This window comes from Nocardioides islandensis (assembly GCF_015352455.1).
GTDB classification, from domain to species: Bacteria; Actinomycetota; Actinomycetes; order Propionibacteriales; family Nocardioidaceae; genus Nocardioides; species Nocardioides islandensis.
Genome location: NZ_JADKPN010000023.1, coordinates 1 through 20,703 on the forward strand (window position 1 = coordinate 1; position 20,703 = coordinate 20,703).

Here is a 20,703-nt window from a genome sequence, read left to right on the forward strand (position 1 = left end):
ACCCGGCCTGGCTCCACTTCTACAATCACCACCGCGGACACACCTCGCTCAAGGGCAAGTCACCCATCGACCTCGTGCCCAACGTGCCCGGACAGAACAGCTAGGGACGCGCGAGCAGCACCCAGCCCCGGTCGGCCTGCTGGAGCGTCCACCCCTGCTCCTGGAGCGCCTCGGCCAGCCGGCTGCCGTCGACGAGCAGCGCCACCTGGGCGTCGGCGTCGGCGAGGATGCCCTCCCAGCCGGGCTTGAGCTGGACCAGGTCGGAGTCGTCGGCGAGGTGCTGCGCGGGGTACGCGTCGGCCATCCCGTCGATGTACCGGTTGAGCCCCGGGTGCTGCCACGACAGCCAGCCCCCGAGGACGTAGTCGTTCAGCACCGTGGTGCCGGCGGGCAGCGCTTCGAGCGCGGGGTCCATGGCCACCGGTACGCCGCCGGGCCGGTCCGCCCGGAACGGCACGATGACGGCGACGACCGCCAGTAGCGCGGCCGCCGCGACGAGCACTCCGCGCCGTTCCTTCCGCGCGTCCACCGGCCGGGCGGGGACGAGGGAGTCCAGAGCCGCCGCGAGCAACGGCACCACGACGATGCTGGCCAGCGTGACCGTGCGGACGGCGTACCAGGCCCAGAACAGCGCCGAGACCAGCAGCAGCGCGCGGAACACCGACGCCGACGACGGCCGCAGCACCCAGACCAGGGCGGTCACCGCGACCATCAGGAGGGCGACCAGGCCGGGCCCGGAGAAGAGGTCCGCCCGCTGCCACTCCGCGATGTACTGCCCGCGCTCGTTGACCACGAACGGCGCCGCGAAGACGCCGAGGCCGACCGGGTTGAGCAGCACGACGAGGGTGGAGAGGACGGGTACGGCGGCCAGCCTGGCCAGCTGTCGACGGTCGGCGCGACGGGTGACCAGCTGGGCGAGGAGGAAGACGTAGCCGTAGGCCACCCCGATGAACCAGAACCCGTGGCTCAGCGACCAGACCCACGCCAGCGGCACCAGCCACCACCGCGGCTTCAGGTCCTGCTCGGTCCGCAGCCAGGCACCGACCACGACCGCCAGCAGCAGGTAGCTCACCATCTGTGGTCGCGGCGTGAACGCGTTCTGCCCGGCGGCGACGAAGAACATGGTGGCGACGACGGCGGGCAGCGGGCCGGCGTACTGTCGCGCGAGCCAGAACACCACGCCCACCAGCGCGACGACGCTGGCGGCGAACAGCCAAACGAGCACGGGCAGACCCAGCCAGCGGTGCAGCAGCGCCACCACGACCTCCGGCAGCGGCTGCGTCGGCACCCACTCCGAGGTCGCGAACGTCGACCAGCTCTCGGGCGCGGACAGGGTGCGGTGGTCGAGGAAGTACTCGCCCAGCGCCAGGTGGAACCACGAGTCGGGGTCGTGCAGCGGGGCGGCCGCGCGCAGGGTGGTCCAGGTCGCGCTGAACGCCAGCATCACGTACGGCAGCAGCCGGAGCAGACGGTCCACCGGTGAGGTGGCCGTCCGCGCGGGGTCGCGCACGTCGGTCACGCCCGTCAGGTTCGCACCCGGCGGCCCGGCGTGAGGGCCGAACCGCCGGATTCTACTCAGCTGTTCAGCAGGTTCCTCAGGACGTACTGCATGATCCCGCCGTTGCGGTAGTAGTTGGCCTCGCCGGGGGTGTCGATGCGGACGACCGCGTCGAACTCGGTGTCATCGGCCTTCACCTTCACGGTGCGCGGCGTCGAGCCGTCGTTCAGAGCCGTCACTCCGGTGATCGAGAACGTCTCCTCACCGGTCAGGCCGAGGGACTCGGCGTTCTCGCCGTCGGGGTACTGCAGCGGCAGGACGCCCATCCCGATGAGGTTGGACCGGTGGATCCGCTCGTAGGACTCCGCGATGACGGCCTTCACGCCGAGCAGCGCGGTGCCCTTGGCCGCCCAGTCGCGCGAGGAGCCGGAGCCGTACTCCTTGCCGGACAGCACGACGAGCGGCGTACCGGCCTCGAGGTAGTGCTCGGACGCCTCGTAGACCGAGGTCACCTCTCCCCCGTTGGTGAAGTCGCGCGTCACGCCGCCCTCGGTGCCGGGGGCGAGCTGGTTGCGCAGCCGGATGTTGGCGAACGTGCCGCGGATCATCACCTCGTGGTTGCCGCGGCGCGAGCCGTAGGAGTTGAAGTCGCGCTGCTCGACGCCGTGCTCGCCGAGGTACCTGCCGGCGGGGCTGTCCTTCTTGATCGCGCCGGCCGGGCTGATGTGGTCGGTGGTCACCGAGTCGCCGAGCTTGAGCAGCACCCGCGCGCCCTCGATGTCGGTCACCGGCTCCGGCTTGTCGGGCATGCCGTCGAAGTAGGGGGGCTTGCGGACGTACGTCGAGTCGGCGTCCCACGCGAACGTGTCACCGTCGGGCGTCGGCAGCGACCGCCACTGCTCGTCGCCGGCGAACACGTCGGCGTAGTCGCTGGTGAACATGTCGGAGGAGATGGCCTCCCCGATCACCCGCTCGATCTCCGACGGCGACGGCCAGATGTCCTTCATGTAGACGTCGTTGCCCTCGGTGTCCTGGCCCAGCGGGTCGTTGAACAGGTCGACGTCCATCGAGCCGGCCAGCGCGTAGGCCACGACCAGCGGCGGCGACGCGAGGTAGTTCATCTTCACGTCGGGGTTGATGCGGCCCTCGAAGTTGCGGTTGCCCGACAGCACCGAGACGACGGCCAGGTCGTTGTCGTTGACGGCCTTGCTGACCTCGGGGATGAGCGGGCCGGAGTTGCCGATGCAGGTCGTGCAGCCGTAGCCGACGAGGTTGAAGCCGAGCTTGTCGAGGTACGGCGTGAGGCCGGCCTTCTCGTAGTAGTCGCTGACCACCTTCGAGCCCGGCGCCAGGGTCGTCTTCACCCACGGCTTGCGCTGGAGGCCCTTCTCGACGGCCTTCTTGGCCAGCAGGGCGGCGCCGATCATCACCGATGGGTTTGAGGTGTTGGTGCAGCTGGTGATCGCCGCGATCGCGACGGCGCCGTGGTCGACCTCGCAGGTCGTCCCGTCGATCGTGACCGTGGCCGGGCTGGACGGGCGTCCACCGCCGGTACGCGCCGCGCTCAGGTGGTCGGTCGGCGCGGCCGAGCCGTTGCCCCCTTCGTGGGACGGCGAGTCCGAGGCGGGGAAGGACTCGGCGACCGACTCGTCGTACCCCTGCTCGTCGCCGGCCTCGTCCACGTAGTCGGAGAGAGCCGCGCGGAAGGACTGCTTGGCGTCGGAGAGCGCGACCCGGTCCTGCGGGCGCTTGGGGCCGGCGAGGCTGGGCACGACGGTGGCGAGGTCGAGCTCGAGCTTCTCGGAGTAGCGCGGCTCGGCCTCGGGGTCGTGCCAGAGGCCCTGCTCCTTGGCGTACGCCTCGACCAGCGCCAGCTGCTCGGCCGGGCGGCCGGTGAGCTCGAGGTAGTCGAGGGTCTGCTGGTCGATCGGGAAGACCGCGATCGTCGAGCCGAACTCCGGGCTCATGTTGCCGATCGTGGCGCGGTTGGCCAGCGGCAGCGCGGAGACGCCGGGGCCGTAGAACTCCACGAACTTCCCGACGACGCCGTGCTTGCGGAGCATCTCGGTGATGGTGAGGACCAGGTCGGTGGCGGTGGCGCCCTCGTGCAGGTCGCCGTTCAGCTTGAAGCCGACCACGCGCGGGATCAGCATGCTGACCGGCTGGCCGAGCATCGCGGCCTCGGCCTCGATGCCGCCGACGCCCCAGCCGACCACCCCGATGCCGTTGACCATCGTGGTGTGGGAGTCGGTGCCGACGCAGGTGTCGGGGTAGGCGACGGTCGTACCCGTGCCGCTGTCGCGGGTGAACACGACGCGCGCGAGGTGCTCGATGTTGACCTGGTGCACGATGCCGGTGCCGGGTGGCACGACCTTGAAGTCCTCGAAGGCCCCCTGGCCCCAGCGCAGGAACTGGTAGCGCTCGCGGTTGCGCTCGTACTCGATCTCGACGTTGCGCCCGAACGCCTCCGGGCTGCCGAAGACGTCGGCGATGACGGAGTGGTCGATGACCAGCTCGGCCGGGGCGAGCGGGTTGATCTTGGTCGCGTCGCCGCCGAGGTCGGCCATCGCCTCGCGCATGGTGGCCAGGTCAACGATGCACGGCACGCCGGTGAAGTCCTGCATGATCACGCGCGCCGGCGTGAACTGGATCTCCTTGTCGGGCTCGGCCGCGGCGTCCCAGCCGGCGAGCGCGCGGATGTGGTCGGCGGTGATGTCGGCGCCGTCCTCGGTGCGCAGCAGGTTCTCCAGCAGCACCTTGAGGCTGAAGGGCAGCGACGAGACGTCGAGTCCGTCACCGGTCACCGCGTCCAGCCGGTAGATCTCGTACGACGTCCCACCCACGTCGAGCGTGCTCTTGGCGCCGAAGCTGTCCTGACTGGCCATCCGTGGTCTCCTCGGTGATCCGCTGGTTGATCCGCTCGTTGATCCGCTGGGGTTCCGCTGTCCATCTTGCCGCCGCGCACGACCGGAGTCGAAGGCAGGTGTCGCCAGACGGTCGCCCAAGTATCTTGATGTCAAGATACATGACGTCGAGTCATCGCGCCAGGCCGGCCAGCGCCTCCGCGTGCACCTCCGGATCGGACCAGAACCGGCCGCCCGGATCCCCGTCCGGCCAGTAGACGACGACCTCGTCGAGGCCGATGCTCTCGGCCCGCTCGACCACCGCGAGGTACGACGCGGCGTCGGTGAGCGGTCGCACGGTGCCGTACCCGAGCAGCACCGACCGGCGTACCGTCGCCGGGTCGCGGCCCTGCTCCTCGCACTGTCGCGTGAGCTGCGCCGACTGGTCGGCCACCAGCGCCCAGTAGTCGTCGGCGTCGAGCGCCACGGACTGCGGGCCCCCGTAGGTGCTCCAGGCGTCGGCGTACCGGGCGGTCAGCGCGAGCCCACGAGGTCCGTGCGCCGCGAGCATCGTGTACGGCCGGCCCCGACCCGGTGCGGTCGGACTGGTGACGACGTCGCGGTACGCCGCGTGGTCGCCGGCGAACTGCGGCTCCCCGGCCCAGAGCGCCTCGAGCGCCCGCACCGTGTCCTCGAGCCGGTTCGCCATCTCGTCCAGGCCCGGCGCGCTGCCGCGGTCGGCGGCCGCGTCGCCCGCCGCGCCGGCGCCGAGGCCGAACACGAGGCGACCACCGGAGACGTCGTCCACGGTCGCGGCCGCGCGTGCCAGCGTGACCGGGGTGCGCACCGCCGCGGAGGCGACCAGCGTGCCGAGGTCGATCCGGTTCGTGACGGTGGCGGCGGCGGCCAGGGTGGTGAACCCGTCGGCCAGCCAGCGGCCGGCCAGCGTCGGGTGGGTGAGGTGGTCGGCGACGTACGCGACGTCGTACCCGATCTCCTCGGCGGCCCGAAACGCCTGCGCGGTCCCCGCCCACGGCCGCGTCTGCAGGACGATCGTTCCCAGTCGCATGGGCCCATCATCACGGATCGGCCGATCGGGTTGTTCTCTACCTAGGGGCTAGGTAGAGTACGACGCATGTCGGCACGATCACCGCGGATGACCCTGCCGACCCAGCTCGTGCTCCGGGCCCTGTTGGACGACCCGGGCAGCGAGCGCTACGGGCTCGAGATCGGCGCCGCCGCCGGTCTGCCCAGCGGCACCATCCACCCGATCCTCGCGCGCCTGGAGCGGCTCGGCTGGGTGGAGTCGCGGTGGGAGGAGGTCGACCCCAGCCAGGCCGGCCGGCCCGTCCGCCGCTACTACCGACTCACGACGGACGGCATCGAGCTGGCCCGCGACGGCCTGGCCCGCGCCTACCGCCCCCGCTCGGTCACGGCCCGCCCCCGACCCGGGACGGGCTGACCGATGAGGCCGACGCCGGTCGCCCTCGGCCTGGTCCGGCTGTCCACCCGCCTGCTTCCCGCGGGCGAGCTGCGGCAGCGGTACCGCTGGGAGCTGTACGGCGACCTGTCGGCCCTCGACCGCACGCACCAGCTGACCTACGCGTCCGGGGTCCTCTCGACCGCCTGGCAGCTGCGCCGCGAGCTGACCCAGGAGATCGACCCGATGAACGACACCACGACCGTCCGCACTCCCCTGCTGTGCCGGCTGAACCTGCGCCACCACTGGCACTACGTCACCAACCCCGAGGACGGCCACCGTTCTCGAGTCTGCTCTCGGTGCGGCAAGGACGACCCCCGCCTGGGCAACGCCGGCAACCCCGCCGCGATGGGCGGCTGGTGATCGTCATGGCGACCGGCGGGCCAGCGCGCCGCCGGTGTACGCCTCGTCGTCGGTGACCTCACGCAGGACCGCCCACTCGCCCGGGAGCTCGCCGTCCCCGTCGATCTCCGCGACGACGGTCCCGTCGGCGTGCACGTCGACCGCGACGTGTCCCTCGCCCGTCGGCACCAGGGTCCGGGTCTTGGTCAGCGTCCGGGCGGGCAGGGTGGCGAGGAGGTCCCACTCGGCGTCGTCGAGGTAGAGCGACGTGTGCGCGATCTCGCGCGCGTCCCCACCGGTCCGGACCTTGTGGCCGAGCTTGCGGACGACGGTGCCGTCGGCCTCGGTCGCCTCACGCAGGCGCAGGCGGGTGCCGGTGAGGTACCGGTCGACGATGGTCAGCCGCCTGGCGTCGGTGGGCAGGGCGGGGACCGCGGCCAGCAGCCATCGTCGCTCGCGCTCGACCACGGCGTACTTCATGGGGGTCACGCCAGCAGTGTCGCGCGGTAGCGTCCGCGTCATGCCCCAGGTCGACCGCGACGAGGACCGCCCCGACGACTGGGGACCCGAGACCGTGCAGTCGCTGGCCTGGGAGCGCGGGTACATCCAGACCACCGACGGCCTCGTGTGTCGCGTCTGCGGCGCGCTGCTGCCGATGGGGCTGCGGATGCAGGGGACGCAGCAGCTCGCGTCCGCCGAGGTACGGCACGAGGACTGGCACCGGCGGCTGGGCGGGTAGCTCGCGGCCGATGGGCCGGCGACACGTGGCGGCTAGCCTCGGGAGTCGTGCGGCGCCTGATCCTCCTGAACGGCGCGCCTGGCGCCGGCAAGTCGACGCTGGCGCACCTGTACGTCGAGCACCACCCTGGGACGCTCTGCCTCGATGTCGACGTGCTGCGCACGATGGTCGGTGGGTGGGCGGACGACTACGCCGGCACCGGCGCGCTGGTCCGGCCGGCCGCGCTCGCCCTGATCGAGGCGTACCTGCGGGAGAGCGGCGACGTGGTGCTCCCCCAGCTGCTCGCCCGGGAGACCGAGGTGGCGAAGTTCGAGCGGGCAGCGACGAACGCGGGGGCCGAGCTGGTGCACGTGCTGCTGGACGTCGAGCCGGACACCGCCGTCGCTCGGTTCGACGGCCGGGCCGACGCGGTGCACACGCGCGCGGTCCGCGAGCTCGTCGCACGGGAGGGCGGTGCCGGGCACGTGGTCCCCACGTACCTCGCCGCCCTCGAGCGCCTGCCCGACACGCGCCGTCTCGACGCCCGCGGGGAAATCGGCGCGACGTACGCCGCGCTGCTCGCGATGCTGGAGGCGTGAGGTACGACGAACGGGAGCTGCTCGAGCTGCACGCCGACGTCCTGTACCTGACCGACGCGCGCGGGCGGACGACCTTCACGAACGAGCCGGACGGCGCACCCGCCTGGCGCGTGCTCCTCGTCCGCGGCACCGGACGCGTGCTCTGGCGCCTGTCCGACACGGTCGGCGACGACCTCGCGGCCGAGCTGGCCGCCCTCCTCGCCGACGAGCCGCCGGTGACCGGGTTCGACGCACACGAGCCGCCCCGCCACGAGCAGTCCTACCTGGACCTGCTGGGCGGGCAGGCGGCACAGGCCTGGTCGGGCCCCGCGTGGTACCTGCCCGAGGCCGACCCGCACGGTCCGGCCGTGCTCATCGGGCCGGAGGAGAGGGATGTGCTGAGGGGCGGGTTCGACTACGTGCACGACGAGTACGACGCCCTCGCCCCGGTCGCGGCCGTCGTGGTCGACGGCCGGGCCGTGACCGCCTGCCGGTGCTCGCGGCGGACCGACCGGGCGGCCGAGGCCGGCGTCGACACCGAGGACGGCCACACCGGCCGCGGCCACGCCACCGCGGCGACCAGCCTGTGGGCCGACGCGGTGCGGGCCAGCGGCCGGCTCCCGCTGTACTCGACCGCCTGGACCAACCACGCCTCCCGGCGGATCGCCCGGCGGCTCGGCGCGGTGCCCTACGGCACCGACTGGGCGCTGCCCTGACGGCGGTTCACGAGCGGGTCAGCAGCGCCACGCACTCCACGTGGTGGGTCATCGGGAAGAGGTCGAACGCGCGCAGCTCGTCCAGCCGGTAGCCGTGCGCGGCGAACGTCGCCACGTCGCGCGCCAGCGCGGCCGGGTCGCACGCGACGTACGCGACCGCCCGCGGCGACCGGTCGACGACCCGGTCGACGACCGCCTTCCGGGCGCCCTCGCGGGGTGGGTCGAGGACGACGAGGTCGAACGGCTCGTCCAGCGTCGACGCCAGCACGCGCGCGACGTCGCCCTGGAGGACGCGTACGCCGCAGGGCAGGTTCGACGCCGCGTCCCGGGCCGCACCGGGGTGGCCCTCGACGGCGACCACGCGGCCGGCACCGACGGCGTCGGCGAGGAAGGCGCTGAAGAGCCCGACGCCGGCGTACAGGTCCAGCACCCGCTCCCCCGGCTCGGGGCGCAGCATGGCCAGGACGGTCTCGACGAGCACGCGCGGCGCACCGGGGTGCACCTGCCAGAAGCCGTCCCCGGTGACCTGGAAGGTGTGCGAGCGCCCGGCCGCCGACACCGACTCCGAGGGTGACGAGGAGGACGGCAGCGCGATCAGGCAGTCATCGACGGGGACCAGGTCGTGGGAACGGTGCTTGCGCATCGCCGTCCGGCCGTCGGGCAGGTGGGCGAGCCGGGTCCGGGTCCGCCAGCGCAGCCCGTCGACGTCCCCCGGCACGGCCTCGACGGTGACGTCGACCGACAGGCCCGCCAGCCGGCGCAGCTGCTCGGCGACCACCTCGGCCTTCAGAGCGCGCTGCCGGGTGAGGGCCACGTGCTGGAAGTCGCACCCGCCGCACAGCCCGGGTCCGGCGACCGGGCACGGCGCCTGGACGCGGTCGGGAGAGGCGGACAGCACCGCCACCGCGTCGGCGCGCCAGAACGTGTCGCCGTCGGTGCCCTCGGTGACCTCGACCTCGACCCGCTCCCCCGGCAGCGCGTGCCGGACGAACACGACCCGCCCCCCACCGGACTCGTCCGCCAGCCGGGCCACGCAGTGCCCGCCGTGCGCGACCGCGCCGACCTCGACGACGTGCCGCTCGCCGACGTGCGAGGCGCCCCGGGCGGCGCGGGCGCGGGTGCGCCGGGTCAGCGCTGGACCTGCCGGTCGGACTCGCGCTCCTCGACCCGGCCGCGGCGGAGGTCGCCGGCACGCACGCGGTCGCGGTCCCGGTCGCGGGCGAGCTCGCTGGACCGCAGCTGGTACGGCACGGACGTCACCATCACGCCCGGCGTGAACAACAGGCGGCCCTTCAGACGGAGAGCCGTCTGGTTGTGCAGCAGCTGCTCCCACCAGCGCCCCACGACGTACTCGGGGATGTAGACAGCCACGACACCTCGCGGGTTGGCGTTCCGGATCTCGGTGGCGTAGTCGACGATCGGCTTGATGACCTCGCGGTACGGCGAGAACAGCACCTTCAGCGGTACGCCGAGGTTGCGGTCGTCCCAGTCCTGGAGCAACGCGTCGGTCTGGCCCGGGTCGCTGGCGACGTACACGCCCTCGAGCACGTTGGGCCGGGTCGCCTTCGCGAACGCCAGCGCCCGCAGGGTCGGCTTGTGCAGCTTGGAGACGAGCACGATCGCGTGCACCCGGGTCGGCATGACCTTGTCGCCCTCGTCGGCGGCCAGCTCGAGCGACACGTTGTCGTAGTGGCGCCGGATGCCGCGCATGATCGCGAAGAAGACGACCATCGCCAGGATGGTGATCCAGGCGCCGGCGAGGAACTTGGTGATCAGCACGATCACCAGCACGATCGCGGTGAACGTCAGGCCGACCGTGTTGATCACCCGCGACCGGAACATCCGGCGGCGTACGGCGGCGTCCTTCTCGGTCTTCAGCGCCCGGGTCCAGTGGCGGATCATGCCGAGCTGGCTGAGGTTGAAGGACACGAAGACGCCGACGATGTACAGCTGGATCAGCCGCGTGGTCTCGGCGTTGAAGACCTGGATCAGGATGATCGCCATCACGGCCAGGAAGACGATGCCGTTGCTGTAGGCCAGCCGGTCGCCGCGCGAGCCGAGGGCGCGCGGCGCGTAGCCGTCCTTGGCCAGGATCGAGCCGAGCACCGGGAAGCCGTTGAACGCGGTGTTCGCCGCCAGCACCAGGATGATGCCGGTGACGGTCACCACGAAGTAGAAGCCGGGCGTGAAGTCGCTGAACACTGCCCGCGCGATCTGGGCGATGACCGCGTGCTGGTCGTGGCTGCCGGGCACCGGCTCGCCGTTCTCGGTGAGCCGGTCGAGGTCGTGCGGGTCGACGTACTTCAGGCCCATCTGCTTGGCCAGCACGATGATGCTGAGCATCATGGTGATGGCGATCGCGCCGAGGAGCAGCAGCGTGGTGGCGGCGTTGCGGCTCTTGGGGCGCTTGAACGCCGGGACGCCGTTGGAGATCGCCTCGACCCCGGTCAGGGCGGCGCAGCCGGAGGAGAAGGCCCGCGCCAGCAGAAACACGAGGGCGAACGTCGTGATCGAGTGCTCGTAGCCCGGCGCCTTCTGGATGTCGTACTTGGCGCTCTCGACGTCCGGCAGGCTGCCGGACAGCAGCCGGAGCAGGCCGAACGAGCACATGCCGAGGATCGCGACCATGAAGGCGTAGGTCGGGATCGCGAAGAACGTGCCCGACTCGCGGATGCCGCGCAGGTTGATCGCGGCCAGCACGACCACCAGCAGGGTCGCGAACATCGCCTCGTGCCCGCTCAGCGCGCCGACCGCCGAGGCGGCGTACTGGGCGCCCGACGAGATCGACACCGCCACCGTCAGCACGTAGTCGACGAGCAGCGCGCTGGCCACGGTCGTGCCGGCCAGCGGGCCGAGGTTCACGGTCGCGACCTCGTAGTCGCCGCCGCCCGAGGGGTAGGCGTGCACGGTCTGGCGGTACGACGCCACGACGGCCGCCATCACCAGCGCGACGGCGATGCCGATCTTCCAGGACCAGACGTACGCCGACGCGCCGGCCAGCGACAGCATGATGAAGACCTCGTCGGGGGCGTAGGCGACCGACGAGAGCGCGTCGCTGGCGAAGACGGGCAGCGCGATGCGCTTCGGCAACAAGGTCTCACCAAGCTGAGAGCTGCGGAGCTTCTGGCCGAGGAGGATCCGCTTGGCGACGTCGCCGACACCCACGAGCGAACAGGATACGGTTCAACCGTGCATGTGGTGATCATGGGCTGCGGCCGCGTCGGCTCGACGCTCGCCCGCAGCCTCGAGGACCGCAACCACACGGTCTCGATCATCGACAGCGACCCCGACGCCTTCCGACGGCTGGGGCCGGCGTTCAACGGCGACAAGGTGACCGGGTACGGCTTCGAGCAGGTCGTCCTCGAGAAGGCCGGCATCCGCCGCGCGGACGCGTTCGCCGCGGTCTCCAGCGGCGACAACTCCAACATCATCGCCGCGCGTGTCGCGCGGGAGACCTTCGGGATCCAGCAGGTCTGCGCCCGCATCTACGACCCCGGGCGCGCCGAGGTCTACCAGCGGCTGGGCATCACGACCGTGGCCACAGTGAAGTGGACCGCCGACCAGATCCTGCGCCGGCTGCTGCCCGCCGGCGCCGAGCCCGACTTCCGCGACCCGTCCGGCACGATCCGCGTCGACCAGCTGCCGGTCCCGTCGGTGTGGGTGGGCCACAAGACCTACGACTTCCAGGTGCAGTCCGGCAGCCGGATTGCGTGGATCGACCGCCTCGGCGAGGGCATGCTGCCGACGCGCGAGTCCGTCATCCAGGAGGGCGACCTGCTGCACCTGGTGATGCGCGAGGAGAACGCCGCCGAGGCGTACTCCGTCATCAACAAGGGTCCCGAGGAGCACTGACCACCATGAGGGGCCTTCGATGAGAGTCGCCATCGCCGGGGCCGGTGCCGTCGGCCGCTCCGTCGCCCAGGAGCTGATCACCAACGGCCACCAGGTGCTGCTGATCGACAAGGACCCGGTCTCGATCAAGCCGGACCGCGTGCCGGAGGCCGAGTGGCTGCTCGCCGACGCCTGCGAGCTGTCCTCCCTGGAGGAGGCCCGCCTCGACCAGTGCGACGTCGTCATCGCGGCGACCGGCGACGACAAGGCCAACCTGGTCACGGCCCTGCTGGCCAAGACCGAGTTCGGGGTGCCGCGCACGGTCGGCCGCGTCAACCACCCCAACAACGAGTGGCTGTTCACCGAGGCCTGGGGCGTCGACGTCAGCGTGTCGACCCCGCGCATCATGTCGGCGCTGGTGGAGGAGGCGGTGACGGTCGGCGACCTCGTGCGGCTGTTCACCTTCCGCCAAGGCAACGCCAACCTGGTCGAGCTCACCCTCCCGCCCGAGTCGCCGTACGTCGGCAAGCCGGCCGGCCTCATCCCGTTCCCCGAGAACTGCGCGCTGGTCACCATCCTGCGCGACGGGCAGGTCTACACCCCCGACGCCGACCAGCCCATCGAGTCCGGCGACGAGCTGCTCTTCGTCGCGGGCGCCGAGGTCGAGGACGCGCTGGAGAAGATGCTCGCCCCCGGCTCGCACGGCGGCTGAGGGTCAGAGGTCCTTCTCGAACCAGCAGCGGGCCCACGGGTTGTCGTTGTACCTCGCGATGGCCCGGTAGCCCGCCCGCTCGTACATCGCGATCGCCTCGGTGAGCGTGTCGTTGGTGTCCAGCCGGACCACGGCGTACCCGTGCTCCCGGGCGCGGTCCTCGAGGTGGCGCAGCAGCCGGGCGCCCAGCCCGGCGCCCCGCCAGCCGTCGTGCACCCACATCCGCTTGATCTGCGCGGACCCGTCCGGGAGCCGCTGCACTCCCCCGCACGCCACCGGCTCGCCGTCGCTGGTCGCGACCACGAAGAAGCCGTCCGGGGCGGTCATCGACTCCGCGTCGACGCGCCAGGCGTCGCCCGGCTCGAAGCCGAACCGGCGGCCGATCTCGGCGAAGTACGCCGCCATGGCCTCGACCGCCCGCGCGTCGGTCGGCGGCAGGTCCTCGAGCCGGACCGTCGCGGCGCGGACCAGCAGGTCGGCGGTCGCCAGGGCGTCGACTAGGCGGGCCCGCTGCCGGTCGCTGAGCGGCGCGACCAGGGTGCGGGCGAGGTCCTCGGAGCGGTCGTCGAGCCGGCGCCAGGCCGTCCGGCCGCGTCGGGTGAGGGTGACGCGCCGGCGCCGGGCGTCGGTCAGGTCGGGCCGCACCTCCACCAGACCGTCGCCCTCGAGGCCGCGGAGCAGCCGGCTCAGGTAGCCCGAGTCCAGCCCCATCCGGTCACGCAGCTCGCGGACCGTCGCCCCGGACTCCCCGATCTCGAACAGCAGCCGCGACGGGCCCAGCGGGCGGCCGGTCCCGAGGAACGACTCGTCGAGGGCGCCGATCCGCTGGGTGTAGGTGCGGTTGAAGCGACGCACCACGTCCGTCGGCTCCTCGAGCATTCTCTGACCTTAGTCAGAGAACCTGGCGAGCACCAGGGGTCCTAGAGTGCTGGCGTGGCCTCGGTACGGAACACCTTCGCGATCACCAACGCCCACGTCGTCCCGATCGAGGGCGACCCCTATGACGGCACGGTCGTCGTCGCGGACGGCAGGATCTCCGCGGTCGGCCCGAAGGCCAAGCCACCGCGGCGGGCCGACGTGATCGACGCCGAGGGCGGCTGGGTCCTGCCCGGGTTCGTCGACGCGCACACCCACGTCGGCGTCTGGAACGAGGGCGAGGGCTGGTCGGGCCAGGACACCAACGAGATGACCGACCCGGTGACCGCGCAGGTGCGCGCCCTCGACGCGATCTACCCCGGCGACCTCGGCTTCACCGACGCACTGTCGGGCGGGATCACGACCGTCGGCATCAACCCCGGCTCGGGCAACGTCATCGGCGGCCACTGCGTCGCCGTGCACACGTCGGGGCGCACGGTCGACGAGATGGTGCTGCGCTCCCCCGTGGGGATCAAGTCGGCGCTGGGCGAGAACCCCAAGCGCGTGTACGGCGACCAGAAGAAGGCGCCCTCGACCCGGCTCGGCACGGCGGCGGTGATGCGCGAGGCGTTCGTGGCCACGCAGAACTACATCCTCAAGCGGGACGCCGCCAAGAAGGAGAAGAAGCCGTTCGACGGCCGGGACCTGAAGCTCGAGGCGCTGGCGATGGTGCTGGAGCGCGAGATCCCGTGGCGCCAGCACTCGCACCGGGCCGACGACATCGCGACGGCGATACGCATCGCGGACGAGTTCGGCTACGAGCTCGTGCTCGACCACGGCACCGAGGCCCACCTCGTCGCCGACCTGGTCGCGGCGAAGGGCATCCCGGTCCTCATCGGCCCGCTGATCGTGAGCCGCAGCAAGGTCGAGGTCCGCAACCGCTCGACGGTCAACCCCGGCCTGCTCGCCAAGGCCGGCGTGGAGATCTCGATCATCACCGACCACCCGGTCTGCCCGATCGCCTACCTGGTCCACCAGGCGACGCTGGCGGTCAAGGACGGCCTCGACCGGGACACCGCGCTGCGGGCGATCACCATCAACCCGGCGCGGGTGCTGGGCCTGGAGGACCGCATCGGCTCGCTCGAGGTCGGCAAGCTCGCCGACCTGGCGATCTGGTCCGGCGACCCGCTCGACATGATGCAGCGCGCGCAGACGGTGTACGTCGAGGGCGAGCAGGTCTACGCGTTCGAGGGCTCTTCCCCGGCGTAGGACACCGGCGTGTGGTTGCGGCCGAGCAGCCACACCATGCCCGCGAGGCAGGCGAGCTGGAGCGGCCAGCCCATCGCGATCTTGAGCACGCCGAGGACGCCGACGGCCGTGCCGGTCGAGATGGTGTCGGCGTGCGCGGCCAGCCAGATGGGCGCCTGCACGACCACCCGGAGGATGCACGGCAGCGCCAGCAGCAGGGTCAGCTTGGTGCACAGCCGGACGACCTGCTTGTCCTGGTGCCAGGCGGTCGGGTCGCCGGTGACGCTGCCGACCATGAAGCCCACGAGCGGCCAGCCGATGAGGCAGGTGAGCACGAAGATGCCGGCGTACGCGGCGTTGTAGAGGATGCCGGGCAGGAAGTAGGCGAGCGCCTGGTCGTCGGCGTCGCCGCCGCGGCTGGCCGCGATCCGCACGAACACCCAGCCGATGCCGATGCCGAACATGGCGTTGAGCACGAACTGCGCCGTCGAGCGCTGCACCAGCCGGACGACGAGCAGCACGCCGGCCGCCCCGAGGCTCACGGCGAGCGCCAGCGACAGGTGGCGGGTGGTCAGCCAGAGCAGCGTGAACGTGATCGTCGGGACGGCGGCCTCGACCATGCCGCGCCGGCCTCCGAGCGCGGTGGCGAGCTGGCGGCGTACGACGGCCTCGACGCTCTCGACGCCTGCGCCCGGCTCGCTCATGCGCGCAGCTCGTAGCGGGGGTTGTACATGACGCGGACGCCGTCCTGGACGCCGATCCGGCCCTGCACCTCGAGCTGGCGCCCGGGGCCGATGCCGTTGATCTGCCTTCGGCCGAGCCAGACCAGGGTGATGGCGCCGGAGCCGTCGAAGAGCTCGGCCTCGAGGGCGGGTACGCCGCCGCGCGGGCGGAGCGTGACGGTGCGGAGCGTGCCGCTGAGGTGGACGCGGGTGCGGTCCGGCGCCTCGGCGATGGCCACCAGCCCCGACTCGTGGACCGCCTGTCGCAGCTCGCGGGCGTGCTGGTCGGTGCTGTTGGCCCAGCGGCTGATCGTGCGGCGCAGCTTGCTCTTGCGGCGGTCCGGCCACGCGCGCTCCTCGGCGCGCTCCTTGATCCGGGCCTCGAGCTCGTCGTCCGGACCCGGGACCTCGTCGGGAGCCTCGCTGCTGTCCGCCACGCTCAGCCGTTCCTCCGCGCGTCGGGCGGCAGGCTGAGGGCCAGCGGGTCGCCCACGGGCATCGCGTGCGCACCCCGGCGTACGGCGACGGTGGTCAGGGCGTCCTCGAACGCCGTACCGGCGTCGGGCTCCACGGCCGGGCGGCCCAGGAGCGTGGCCCGCAGGAGCCAGCGCGAGCCGTTGATGCCGATCACCCGGGAGGGCTGGAGACCCGGCTGTCCGTCGGGCAGCGTCACCGGCATCTGGCAGACGAGCTCGGTGCCGAACCGGCCTTCCCGCTCGGTGGCCGTGCCGCCGCGCTTGCCCAGGTCGGCGGCGATCTGCGGGCGCACCTCATTCCAGAGGTCGCCGTTGCGGGGCGCCGCGAACACCTTGAGCTCGAGCGCACCCTCGGGACCCGCGAACATCACCGACTGGACCGCGCCCGAGGCCTCGTCCACCTGGAGCTGGAGCTCGGTGCCCTCGACGGGCAGCAGGAGCAGGGCACCCAGGTCGACCCGGCCGTCGGTCGAGTCGAGGTCCTCGGCGTCGATCGGACCGGCGCCGGTCGCGGCCCCCGCCTCGTCACCGTCGAGATCGGTGACCAGGTCGTCGTCGAGGGGGTCCTCGGTGACCTTGCGGCGGAACTTCACGAGCGTCCTTCCTGGTGGGGCTCTGGCGTCTCCGGACGGGGGCCGAAGCCTCCGGTAGAACCGTAGCCCCCGGTCCCGCGCGAGGACTCGGGCAGCCGTTCGACCTCCACGAAGCGGACCGTCTCGAACCGCTGCACGACGAGCTGCGCCACCCGGTCGCCGCGGCGCAGGTGGACCGGCTCGGTGAGGTCGTGGTTGATGAGGAGGACCGTGACCTCGCCGCGGTAGCCGGCGTCGATCGTGCCCGGGGTGTTCACCAGCGACACCCCGTGCTTGGCGGCCAGGCCGGAGCGCGGGTGGACGAGCGCGACGTACCCGGGCGGCAGCGCCAGCGCGATGCCGGTCGGCACGAGGGCCCGCTCCCCTGGCTCGAGGGTGATGTCGACGGTGGTCAGCAGATCGGCGCCGGCGTCGCCGGGGTGCGCGTACGCCGGCAGCGGCAGCTCGGCGTCGAGCCGCAGCACGGCGATCTCCAGGTGCGGGTGGGGGTCTGGCACGGCCCGGACCCTACCCTTGCGGCATGCCCGAGACCGCCCCCGCGCCCGCCCCCGGGTACGCCGAGCGGCTGGGCGTGCCGCTGCGGTGGTGGGCCCAGGGCGTGATGCTGCTGGCGACGTTCTGGCTGGCGTTCGTGGTGGCCATCCCGGGCGCCCTGCCCTGGGTGCTGACCGGCGCGCTCGGCGCCCTGCTGGTGCTCGCCCTGGCGTCCTACGGCTCGGCGCGGCTCACGGTCGTGGGCGGGGAGTTCCAGGCCGGACGGGCGCGGATCGGGCTGGAGCACCTGGGTCCCGCCGAGGCGCTGGACCCTGACGCCACCCGGGCCGCGATGGGCGCCGACGCGGACGCCCGGGCCTACCTGCTGCTCCGGCCGTACCTCAAGCGCGCGGTCAAGGTGCGGGTCGACGACCCGGCCGACCCCACGCCGTACTGGCTGGTCGGCTCCCGCCACCCCGACGCCCTCGCCGCGGCGCTCAACGCCCCGGTCTCCCGGCATCCGGGTGAGGCGGCCCTGCCCCCCGCCTGACTAGGCTGGCCGCATGGCTGAAGGTGGCTCGAAGGTCTGGACGGTGTTCTCCCTGGTGTCCGCGCTCGCCGCGGCCGCGATCGCGAAGAAGGGGCTGAACACCTCCTGGCGCGCCGCCACCGGCAAGAACCCGCCCGAGAACCCCGCCGACCCCGACGTCGACGTCTGGGAGGCGGTGCTCTGGGCCGCGGTCAGCGGCACGTTCGTCGCTCTCGCCCGCATGCTGGCCCAGCGCAAGGCCGCCGGGTACTACCTCAAGTCCAAGGGCCAGCTGCCGCCCCAGCTGCAGAAGGGCGACGCCGTCCCGAACACCTCCACCTGAAAGCACGAAGGCCCCCGTAGGACCGGGGGCCGGGTGCTTGCGGTCGCAACCACCTACGTCGTCCGCGCGCGTCCCTTGGTCTGCACGGGGGAGCGGAGGCGAGCGCCAGCGAGCCAAGCGGAGGAGGAAGACCAAGGGTCATAGCGCGCGGACATGCGAGCGGAGCGAGCCAAGATTATGCAGCGCAGTCGCGGCAGATCAGGGCCTTCTCGTCGGCCAGCTGGCTGCGGTGGTGGACCAGGAAGCAGCTCATGCAGGTGAACTCGTCGTCCTGGCGGGGCATCACCTCGACGGCCAGCTCCTCGTGGGAGAGGTCGGCACCGGGCAGCTCGAACGACTCGGCGGCCTCCGCCTCGTCCTCGTCGACCTTGCCGGAGTTCTTGTCGTGCCGGCGCGCCTTGAGCTCTTCGATGCTCTCCTCTGACTGGTCCTCCTCGCTCTTGCGAGGGGCGTCGTAGTCGGTTGCCATGCGTTGTCCTCGTACTCGTGGTGGGGAACGGCCTGGGGGTCGGCCAGGGTGATGATCTGCGCTGATCGGGGGATGTGTCGTCGGGTGTCCGCGTACGCGGCGGGCCAGATTGTGCACCATGCCGTGGGGCTCGCGCGACGCGGTAGGTGCCGTGTCTCACGAACGGCGTCCGAACACGGCCCGGCCCGGCGATATTCCCGGTCCGGGGACCCTGCCCCGCGAGGTGCGGCCCCTGTCTACGGGGCGTCCGGCCCGCTTTCAAGGGCGACGCCGGTCGAGAGGAACCCCGCATCGGTCACGGCGGCCAGGAACTCGTCGAACCCGTGCTCCGGCGCGGCGACCAGGGCAGGTGTCCCGTACCTCCCGGGGTGCATCTCCGTCCGTACTCCGGCCTGGCGCGCGATGAACGCTCCGGCGGCGTAGTCCCAGAGCTGGACGCCCTCCTCGACGTACGCGTCCGCGGTCCCCTCGGCCAGGTGGCACAGGTCCAGCGCGCACGAGCCGAGCCGACGGATGTCGCGTACGTCGGGCAGCAGCCGGGCCACGGCCTGCGCCTGGACGACCCGCTTGCCGGCCTCGTAGGAGAAGCCGGTGATCACCAGCCGGCGGTGCAGCGGGGCGGGGCCACGGCACGACAGGGGTACGCCGTCCCGGCGCGCGTCGCCTTCCGTGGCGACGTACTCGACCCCTGTCGCCGCGTTGACCACGACGCCGGCCACGACGGAGCCGTCCACCTCCGCCGCGATGGAGACGGAGTACTCGGGCAGGCCGTACAAGTAGTTCACCGTGCCGTCGATCGGATCGACCACCCACCGCACGCCGGAGCTGCCGGAGGTCGTGCCCTCCTCCTCGCCCAGCACCTCGTCGTCGGGACGTCGCGAGGTGATGATCGACCGGATCAGCGCCTCGCTCTCGCGGTCGGGCTGGGTGACGACGTCCACGTCGCTGGTCTTGGTGTCGGCGACGGTGACGTCGTGGGTACGCCGCTCCCTGATGAGGGCGGACGCCTGGCGGGCCGCCTCGAGGGCGAGGTCGCGCAGCTGTCCGTCGAACCCGTCGATGCTCACGGGACCATCCTCACCGGACCATCCTGACCGAGCGGGGCGTCACCGGCCGAGCCGGGGCGGCGACTGCGGGCCGCCCACGACGGGCAGCTCGCCCCGAGGGTTGGGGCAGCAGCCCGCGGCGCAGAGGTCCGGCGCCGCCATCAGCCCGCCGACCGCGACACGAGGAACCTCCTCGCCGCGCTCGGTCGCGGCCCGCTCGACCAGCAGCTCGCGGGGCAGCCCGACGAACCGCGGGTCGATGCCCGGCGTCGCCGCGCGGGTGATCGGGAACGACAGCCGGTCCGCGGTCGCCTTGGCCTCGGTGTCGAGGTCGTAGATGACCTCCATGTGGTCGGAGACGAAGCCGATGGGCACGATCACGGCCGCGGTGGCGCCGTCCTTGGCCAGCTCCTCGAGGTACTCGTTGATGTCCGGCTCGAGCCACGGCATCTGCGGCGGCCCCGACCGCGAGCAGAACACCAGCCGCGACGGGTGCTTGCGGGCGACCTCCTGGCGCACCCGTTCGGCGACGACGGTGGCCGCGGAGCGGTGCTGGCCGAGGTAGGCCCGGCCCCACGGACCGCTGCGCTCGTTCATGTCGGTCGGGATCGAGTGCGTCACGAACACCAGGTGCGCGCCGTTGCGGACGTCCTCGGGCAGCTCGGCCAGCGCGGCCAGGGTCGCGTCCACGATCGGCTCGACGAAGCGCGGGTGGTTGAAGTAGGCCCGCAGCCGGTCCAGCCGTGGCGCGTCGCCGACCTCGGCCGCGGCGCGGGCGAGGTCCTCGCGGTACTGGCGGCAGGAGGAGTACGACGAGTACGCCGACGTCAGGAAGCACGCCGCCCGCGACACCCCGTCGTCCTTCATCTGCTGCAGCGCCTCGGTGAGGTACGGGTCCCAGTTGCGGTTGCCCCAGTAGACCGGGATGTCGATGTCCGCCCCGGCCAGGTCTTCGCGGATCGCGGCCAGCAGGGCCCGGTTCTGGTCGTTGATCGGTGATCGGCCGCCGAACAGGTGGTAGTGCTCGCCGACCTCCTCGAGCCTCTCCTTCGGGATGCCGCGGCCGCGGGTGACGTTCTCCAGGAAGGGGAGGACGTCGTCGGGACCCTCGGGCCCGCCGAACGACACCAGCAGCAGGGCGTCGTACGGGGAGACGTCGGGGGCGGCCATGGGCCCATCGTAGGGACGACGTCGATGCGGCCGGTGTCGGCACGCACCCCTAGCCTGCGA

At 72.3% G+C, this 20,703-nt stretch carries 24 protein-coding genes; 10 read left to right on the forward strand and 14 right to left on the reverse strand.

Going from position 1 to position 20,703, the window contains the following annotated elements:
• Nucleotides 1-100: 100 nt before the first annotated feature.
• The 3 genes from ISU07_RS23320 to ISU07_RS23330 form a co-directional block, all read right to left on the reverse strand.
• Nucleotides 101-1,519 carry a hypothetical protein gene (locus tag ISU07_RS23320; protein WP_194709262.1) on the reverse strand — a complete coding sequence of 473 codons (1,419 nt, stop codon included), beginning with the start codon at nucleotides 1,517-1,519 and terminating at the stop codon, nucleotides 101-103.
• A gap of 56 nt (nucleotides 1,520-1,575) precedes the next feature.
• The gene (locus ISU07_RS23325) at nucleotides 1,576-4,383 is read right to left on the reverse strand and encodes an aconitate hydratase (protein WP_194709263.1); all 2,808 of its coding nucleotides are present in this window, start codon (nucleotides 4,381-4,383) and stop codon (nucleotides 1,576-1,578) included.
• 151 nt (nucleotides 4,384-4,534) lie between these two features.
• Nucleotides 4,535-5,410: an LLM class flavin-dependent oxidoreductase gene (locus ISU07_RS23330; RefSeq protein ID WP_194709264.1), complete on the reverse strand. Its 876-nt coding sequence runs from the start codon at nucleotides 5,408-5,410 to the stop codon at nucleotides 4,535-4,537.
• A gap of 66 nt (nucleotides 5,411-5,476) precedes the next feature.
• On the opposite strand from ISU07_RS23330, the gene ISU07_RS23335 reads away from it, so the two are divergent.
• Nucleotides 5,477-5,803, forward strand: a complete 327-nt coding sequence (locus tag ISU07_RS23335; RefSeq protein ID WP_228522506.1) for a PadR family transcriptional regulator — start codon at nucleotides 5,477-5,479, stop codon at nucleotides 5,801-5,803.
• A gap of 3 nt (nucleotides 5,804-5,806) precedes the next feature.
• Entirely contained in the window at nucleotides 5,807-6,184 is a 378-nt protein-coding gene (locus ISU07_RS23340) for a hypothetical protein (RefSeq protein ID WP_194709299.1), read from the forward strand.
• A 3-nt stretch (nucleotides 6,185-6,187) separates the two neighbouring features.
• Here the strand turns inward: ISU07_RS23340 and ISU07_RS23345 are convergent, their stop codons facing one another.
• Complete coding sequence (locus tag ISU07_RS23345; RefSeq protein WP_194709265.1) at nucleotides 6,188-6,652, reverse strand: CYTH domain-containing protein; 465 nt, start codon at nucleotides 6,650-6,652, stop codon at nucleotides 6,188-6,190.
• Between the two features lie 31 nt (nucleotides 6,653-6,683).
• Between ISU07_RS23345 and ISU07_RS23350 the strand changes: the two genes are divergently transcribed.
• The 3 genes from ISU07_RS23350 to ISU07_RS23360 are packed head-to-tail and all read left to right on the forward strand — an operon-like array spanning nucleotide 6,684 to nucleotide 8,175.
• Nucleotides 6,684-6,902: a hypothetical protein gene (locus ISU07_RS23350; protein WP_194709266.1), complete on the forward strand. Its 219-nt coding sequence runs from the start codon at nucleotides 6,684-6,686 to the stop codon at nucleotides 6,900-6,902.
• Between the two features lie 47 nt (nucleotides 6,903-6,949).
• The gene (locus tag ISU07_RS23355; protein WP_194709267.1) at nucleotides 6,950-7,480 is read left to right on the forward strand and encodes an AAA family ATPase; all 531 of its coding nucleotides are present in this window, start codon (nucleotides 6,950-6,952) and stop codon (nucleotides 7,478-7,480) included.
• Nucleotides 7,477-8,175, forward strand: a complete 699-nt coding sequence (locus tag ISU07_RS23360; protein ID WP_194709268.1) for a GNAT family N-acetyltransferase — start codon at nucleotides 7,477-7,479, stop codon at nucleotides 8,173-8,175. The genes ISU07_RS23355 and ISU07_RS23360 overlap by 4 nt, the downstream gene beginning before the upstream one ends.
• A 7-nt stretch (nucleotides 8,176-8,182) precedes the next feature.
• Here ISU07_RS23360 and ISU07_RS23365 read toward each other — a convergent pair whose 3' ends face one another.
• Together ISU07_RS23365 and ISU07_RS23370 are read right to left on the reverse strand one after the other, a co-directional pair.
• The gene (locus ISU07_RS23365) at nucleotides 8,183-9,307 is read right to left on the reverse strand and encodes a class I SAM-dependent RNA methyltransferase (protein ID WP_194709295.1); all 1,125 of its coding nucleotides are present in this window, start codon (nucleotides 9,305-9,307) and stop codon (nucleotides 8,183-8,185) included.
• Nucleotides 9,304-11,340 carry an APC family permease gene (locus ISU07_RS23370; RefSeq protein WP_194709269.1) on the reverse strand — a complete coding sequence of 679 codons (2,037 nt, stop codon included), beginning with the start codon at nucleotides 11,338-11,340 and terminating at the stop codon, nucleotides 9,304-9,306. Before ISU07_RS23370 ends, ISU07_RS23365 begins: the two co-directional genes overlap by 4 nt.
• A gap of 39 nt (nucleotides 11,341-11,379) precedes the next feature.
• Here ISU07_RS23370 and ISU07_RS23375 point away from each other — a divergent pair, with 39 nt between their 5' ends.
• Both ISU07_RS23375 and ISU07_RS23380 read left to right on the forward strand, forming a co-directional pair.
• Entirely contained in the window at nucleotides 11,380-12,027 is a 648-nt protein-coding gene (locus ISU07_RS23375) for a potassium channel family protein (RefSeq protein WP_228522509.1), read from the forward strand.
• 19 nt (nucleotides 12,028-12,046) lie between these two features.
• On the forward strand, nucleotides 12,047-12,718 hold the full coding sequence (locus tag ISU07_RS23380) for a potassium channel family protein (RefSeq protein WP_194709271.1): 672 nt from the start codon (nucleotides 12,047-12,049) through the stop codon (nucleotides 12,716-12,718).
• A gap of 3 nt (nucleotides 12,719-12,721) precedes the next feature.
• Here ISU07_RS23380 and ISU07_RS23385 read toward each other — a convergent pair whose 3' ends face one another.
• On the reverse strand, nucleotides 12,722-13,597 hold the full coding sequence (locus ISU07_RS23385) for a bifunctional helix-turn-helix transcriptional regulator/GNAT family N-acetyltransferase (RefSeq protein WP_194709272.1): 876 nt from the start codon (nucleotides 13,595-13,597) through the stop codon (nucleotides 12,722-12,724).
• A 54-nt stretch (nucleotides 13,598-13,651) separates the two neighbouring features.
• Here ISU07_RS23385 and ISU07_RS23390 point away from each other — a divergent pair, with 54 nt between their 5' ends.
• The gene (locus ISU07_RS23390; protein ID WP_194709273.1) at nucleotides 13,652-14,842 is read left to right on the forward strand and encodes an amidohydrolase; all 1,191 of its coding nucleotides are present in this window, start codon (nucleotides 13,652-13,654) and stop codon (nucleotides 14,840-14,842) included.
• On the opposite strand, the gene ISU07_RS23395 is transcribed toward ISU07_RS23390, so the two are convergent.
• The 4 genes from ISU07_RS23395 to dut are packed head-to-tail and all read right to left on the reverse strand — an operon-like array spanning nucleotide 14,812 to nucleotide 17,109.
• On the reverse strand, nucleotides 14,812-15,525 hold the full coding sequence (locus ISU07_RS23395; protein WP_194709274.1) for a DUF3159 domain-containing protein: 714 nt from the start codon (nucleotides 15,523-15,525) through the stop codon (nucleotides 14,812-14,814). The two genes, ISU07_RS23390 and ISU07_RS23395, sit on opposite strands and share 31 nt — an antisense overlap.
• On the reverse strand, nucleotides 15,522-15,980 hold the full coding sequence (locus ISU07_RS23400) for an OB-fold nucleic acid binding domain-containing protein (protein WP_456093967.1): 459 nt from the start codon (nucleotides 15,978-15,980) through the stop codon (nucleotides 15,522-15,524). The genes ISU07_RS23395 and ISU07_RS23400 overlap by 4 nt, the downstream gene beginning before the upstream one ends.
• A gap of 2 nt (nucleotides 15,981-15,982) precedes the next feature.
• Entirely contained in the window at nucleotides 15,983-16,612 is a 630-nt protein-coding gene (locus ISU07_RS23405; protein ID WP_323742785.1) for a DUF3710 domain-containing protein, read from the reverse strand.
• Nucleotides 16,609-17,109: a dUTP diphosphatase gene (dut, locus tag ISU07_RS23410; protein WP_194709275.1), complete on the reverse strand. Its 501-nt coding sequence runs from the start codon at nucleotides 17,107-17,109 to the stop codon at nucleotides 16,609-16,611. Before dut ends, ISU07_RS23405 begins: the two co-directional genes overlap by 4 nt.
• Before the next feature lie 23 nt (nucleotides 17,110-17,132).
• Here dut and ISU07_RS23415 point away from each other — a divergent pair, with 23 nt between their 5' ends.
• Together ISU07_RS23415 and ISU07_RS23420 are read left to right on the forward strand one after the other, a co-directional pair.
• Nucleotides 17,133-17,636, forward strand: coding sequence for a DUF3093 domain-containing protein (locus ISU07_RS23415; RefSeq protein WP_194709276.1), 504 nt, complete (start codon nucleotides 17,133-17,135; stop codon nucleotides 17,634-17,636).
• Between the two features lie 13 nt (nucleotides 17,637-17,649).
• Complete coding sequence (locus ISU07_RS23420) at nucleotides 17,650-17,958, forward strand: DUF4235 domain-containing protein (protein ID WP_194709277.1); 309 nt, start codon at nucleotides 17,650-17,652, stop codon at nucleotides 17,956-17,958.
• Between the two features lie 175 nt (nucleotides 17,959-18,133).
• On the opposite strand, the gene ISU07_RS23425 is transcribed toward ISU07_RS23420, so the two are convergent.
• The 3 genes from ISU07_RS23425 to ISU07_RS23435 all read right to left on the reverse strand — a co-directional run bounded on the left by ISU07_RS23425 (nucleotide 18,134) and on the right by ISU07_RS23435 (nucleotide 20,643).
• Nucleotides 18,134-18,427, reverse strand: coding sequence for a DUF4193 domain-containing protein (locus ISU07_RS23425; RefSeq protein WP_194709278.1), 294 nt, complete (start codon nucleotides 18,425-18,427; stop codon nucleotides 18,134-18,136).
• Nucleotides 18,428-18,663: 236 nt separating this feature from the next.
• A complete protein-coding gene (locus ISU07_RS23430; RefSeq protein ID WP_323742786.1) occupies nucleotides 18,664-19,494 on the reverse strand; it encodes an inositol monophosphatase family protein in 831 nt (276 codons plus the stop codon).
• A gap of 39 nt (nucleotides 19,495-19,533) precedes the next feature.
• Complete coding sequence (locus tag ISU07_RS23435; protein ID WP_194709279.1) at nucleotides 19,534-20,643, reverse strand: ferrochelatase; 1,110 nt, start codon at nucleotides 20,641-20,643, stop codon at nucleotides 19,534-19,536.
• Nucleotides 20,644-20,703: the final 60 nt, after the last annotated feature.

What these genes read in the sequence shown, in the direction of transcription:
- ISU07_RS23435 (WP_194709279.1), bottom strand. Translation starts at nt 20,643, where the DNA reads ATGGCCGCCCCCGACGTCTCCCCGTACGACGCCCTGCTGCTGGTGTCG.
- ISU07_RS23330 (WP_194709264.1), bottom strand. Translation starts at nt 5,410, where the DNA reads ATGCGACTGGGAACGATCGTCCTGCAGACGCGGCCGTGGGCGGGGACC.
- ISU07_RS23420 (WP_194709277.1), top strand. Translation starts at nt 17,650, where the DNA reads ATGGCTGAAGGTGGCTCGAAGGTCTGGACGGTGTTCTCCCTGGTGTCC.
- ISU07_RS23380 (WP_194709271.1), top strand. Translation starts at nt 12,047, where the DNA reads ATGAGAGTCGCCATCGCCGGGGCCGGTGCCGTCGGCCGCTCCGTCGCC.
- ISU07_RS23350 (WP_194709266.1), top strand. Translation starts at nt 6,684, where the DNA reads ATGCCCCAGGTCGACCGCGACGAGGACCGCCCCGACGACTGGGGACCC.
- ISU07_RS23395 (WP_194709274.1), bottom strand. Translation starts at nt 15,525, where the DNA reads ATGAGCGAGCCGGGCGCAGGCGTCGAGAGCGTCGAGGCCGTCGTACGC.
- ISU07_RS23415 (WP_194709276.1), top strand. Translation starts at nt 17,133, where the DNA reads ATGCCCGAGACCGCCCCCGCGCCCGCCCCCGGGTACGCCGAGCGGCTG.
- ISU07_RS23335 (WP_228522506.1), top strand. Translation starts at nt 5,477, where the DNA reads ATGTCGGCACGATCACCGCGGATGACCCTGCCGACCCAGCTCGTGCTC.
- ISU07_RS23340 (WP_194709299.1), top strand. Translation starts at nt 5,807, where the DNA reads ATGAGGCCGACGCCGGTCGCCCTCGGCCTGGTCCGGCTGTCCACCCGC.
- ISU07_RS23425 (WP_194709278.1), bottom strand. Translation starts at nt 18,427, where the DNA reads ATGGCAACCGACTACGACGCCCCTCGCAAGAGCGAGGAGGACCAGTCA.
- ISU07_RS23325 (WP_194709263.1), bottom strand. Translation starts at nt 4,383, where the DNA reads ATGGCCAGTCAGGACAGCTTCGGCGCCAAGAGCACGCTCGACGTGGGT.
- ISU07_RS23385 (WP_194709272.1), bottom strand. Translation starts at nt 13,597, where the DNA reads ATGCTCGAGGAGCCGACGGACGTGGTGCGTCGCTTCAACCGCACCTAC.
- ISU07_RS23375 (WP_228522509.1), top strand. Translation starts at nt 11,380, where the DNA reads ATGGGCTGCGGCCGCGTCGGCTCGACGCTCGCCCGCAGCCTCGAGGAC.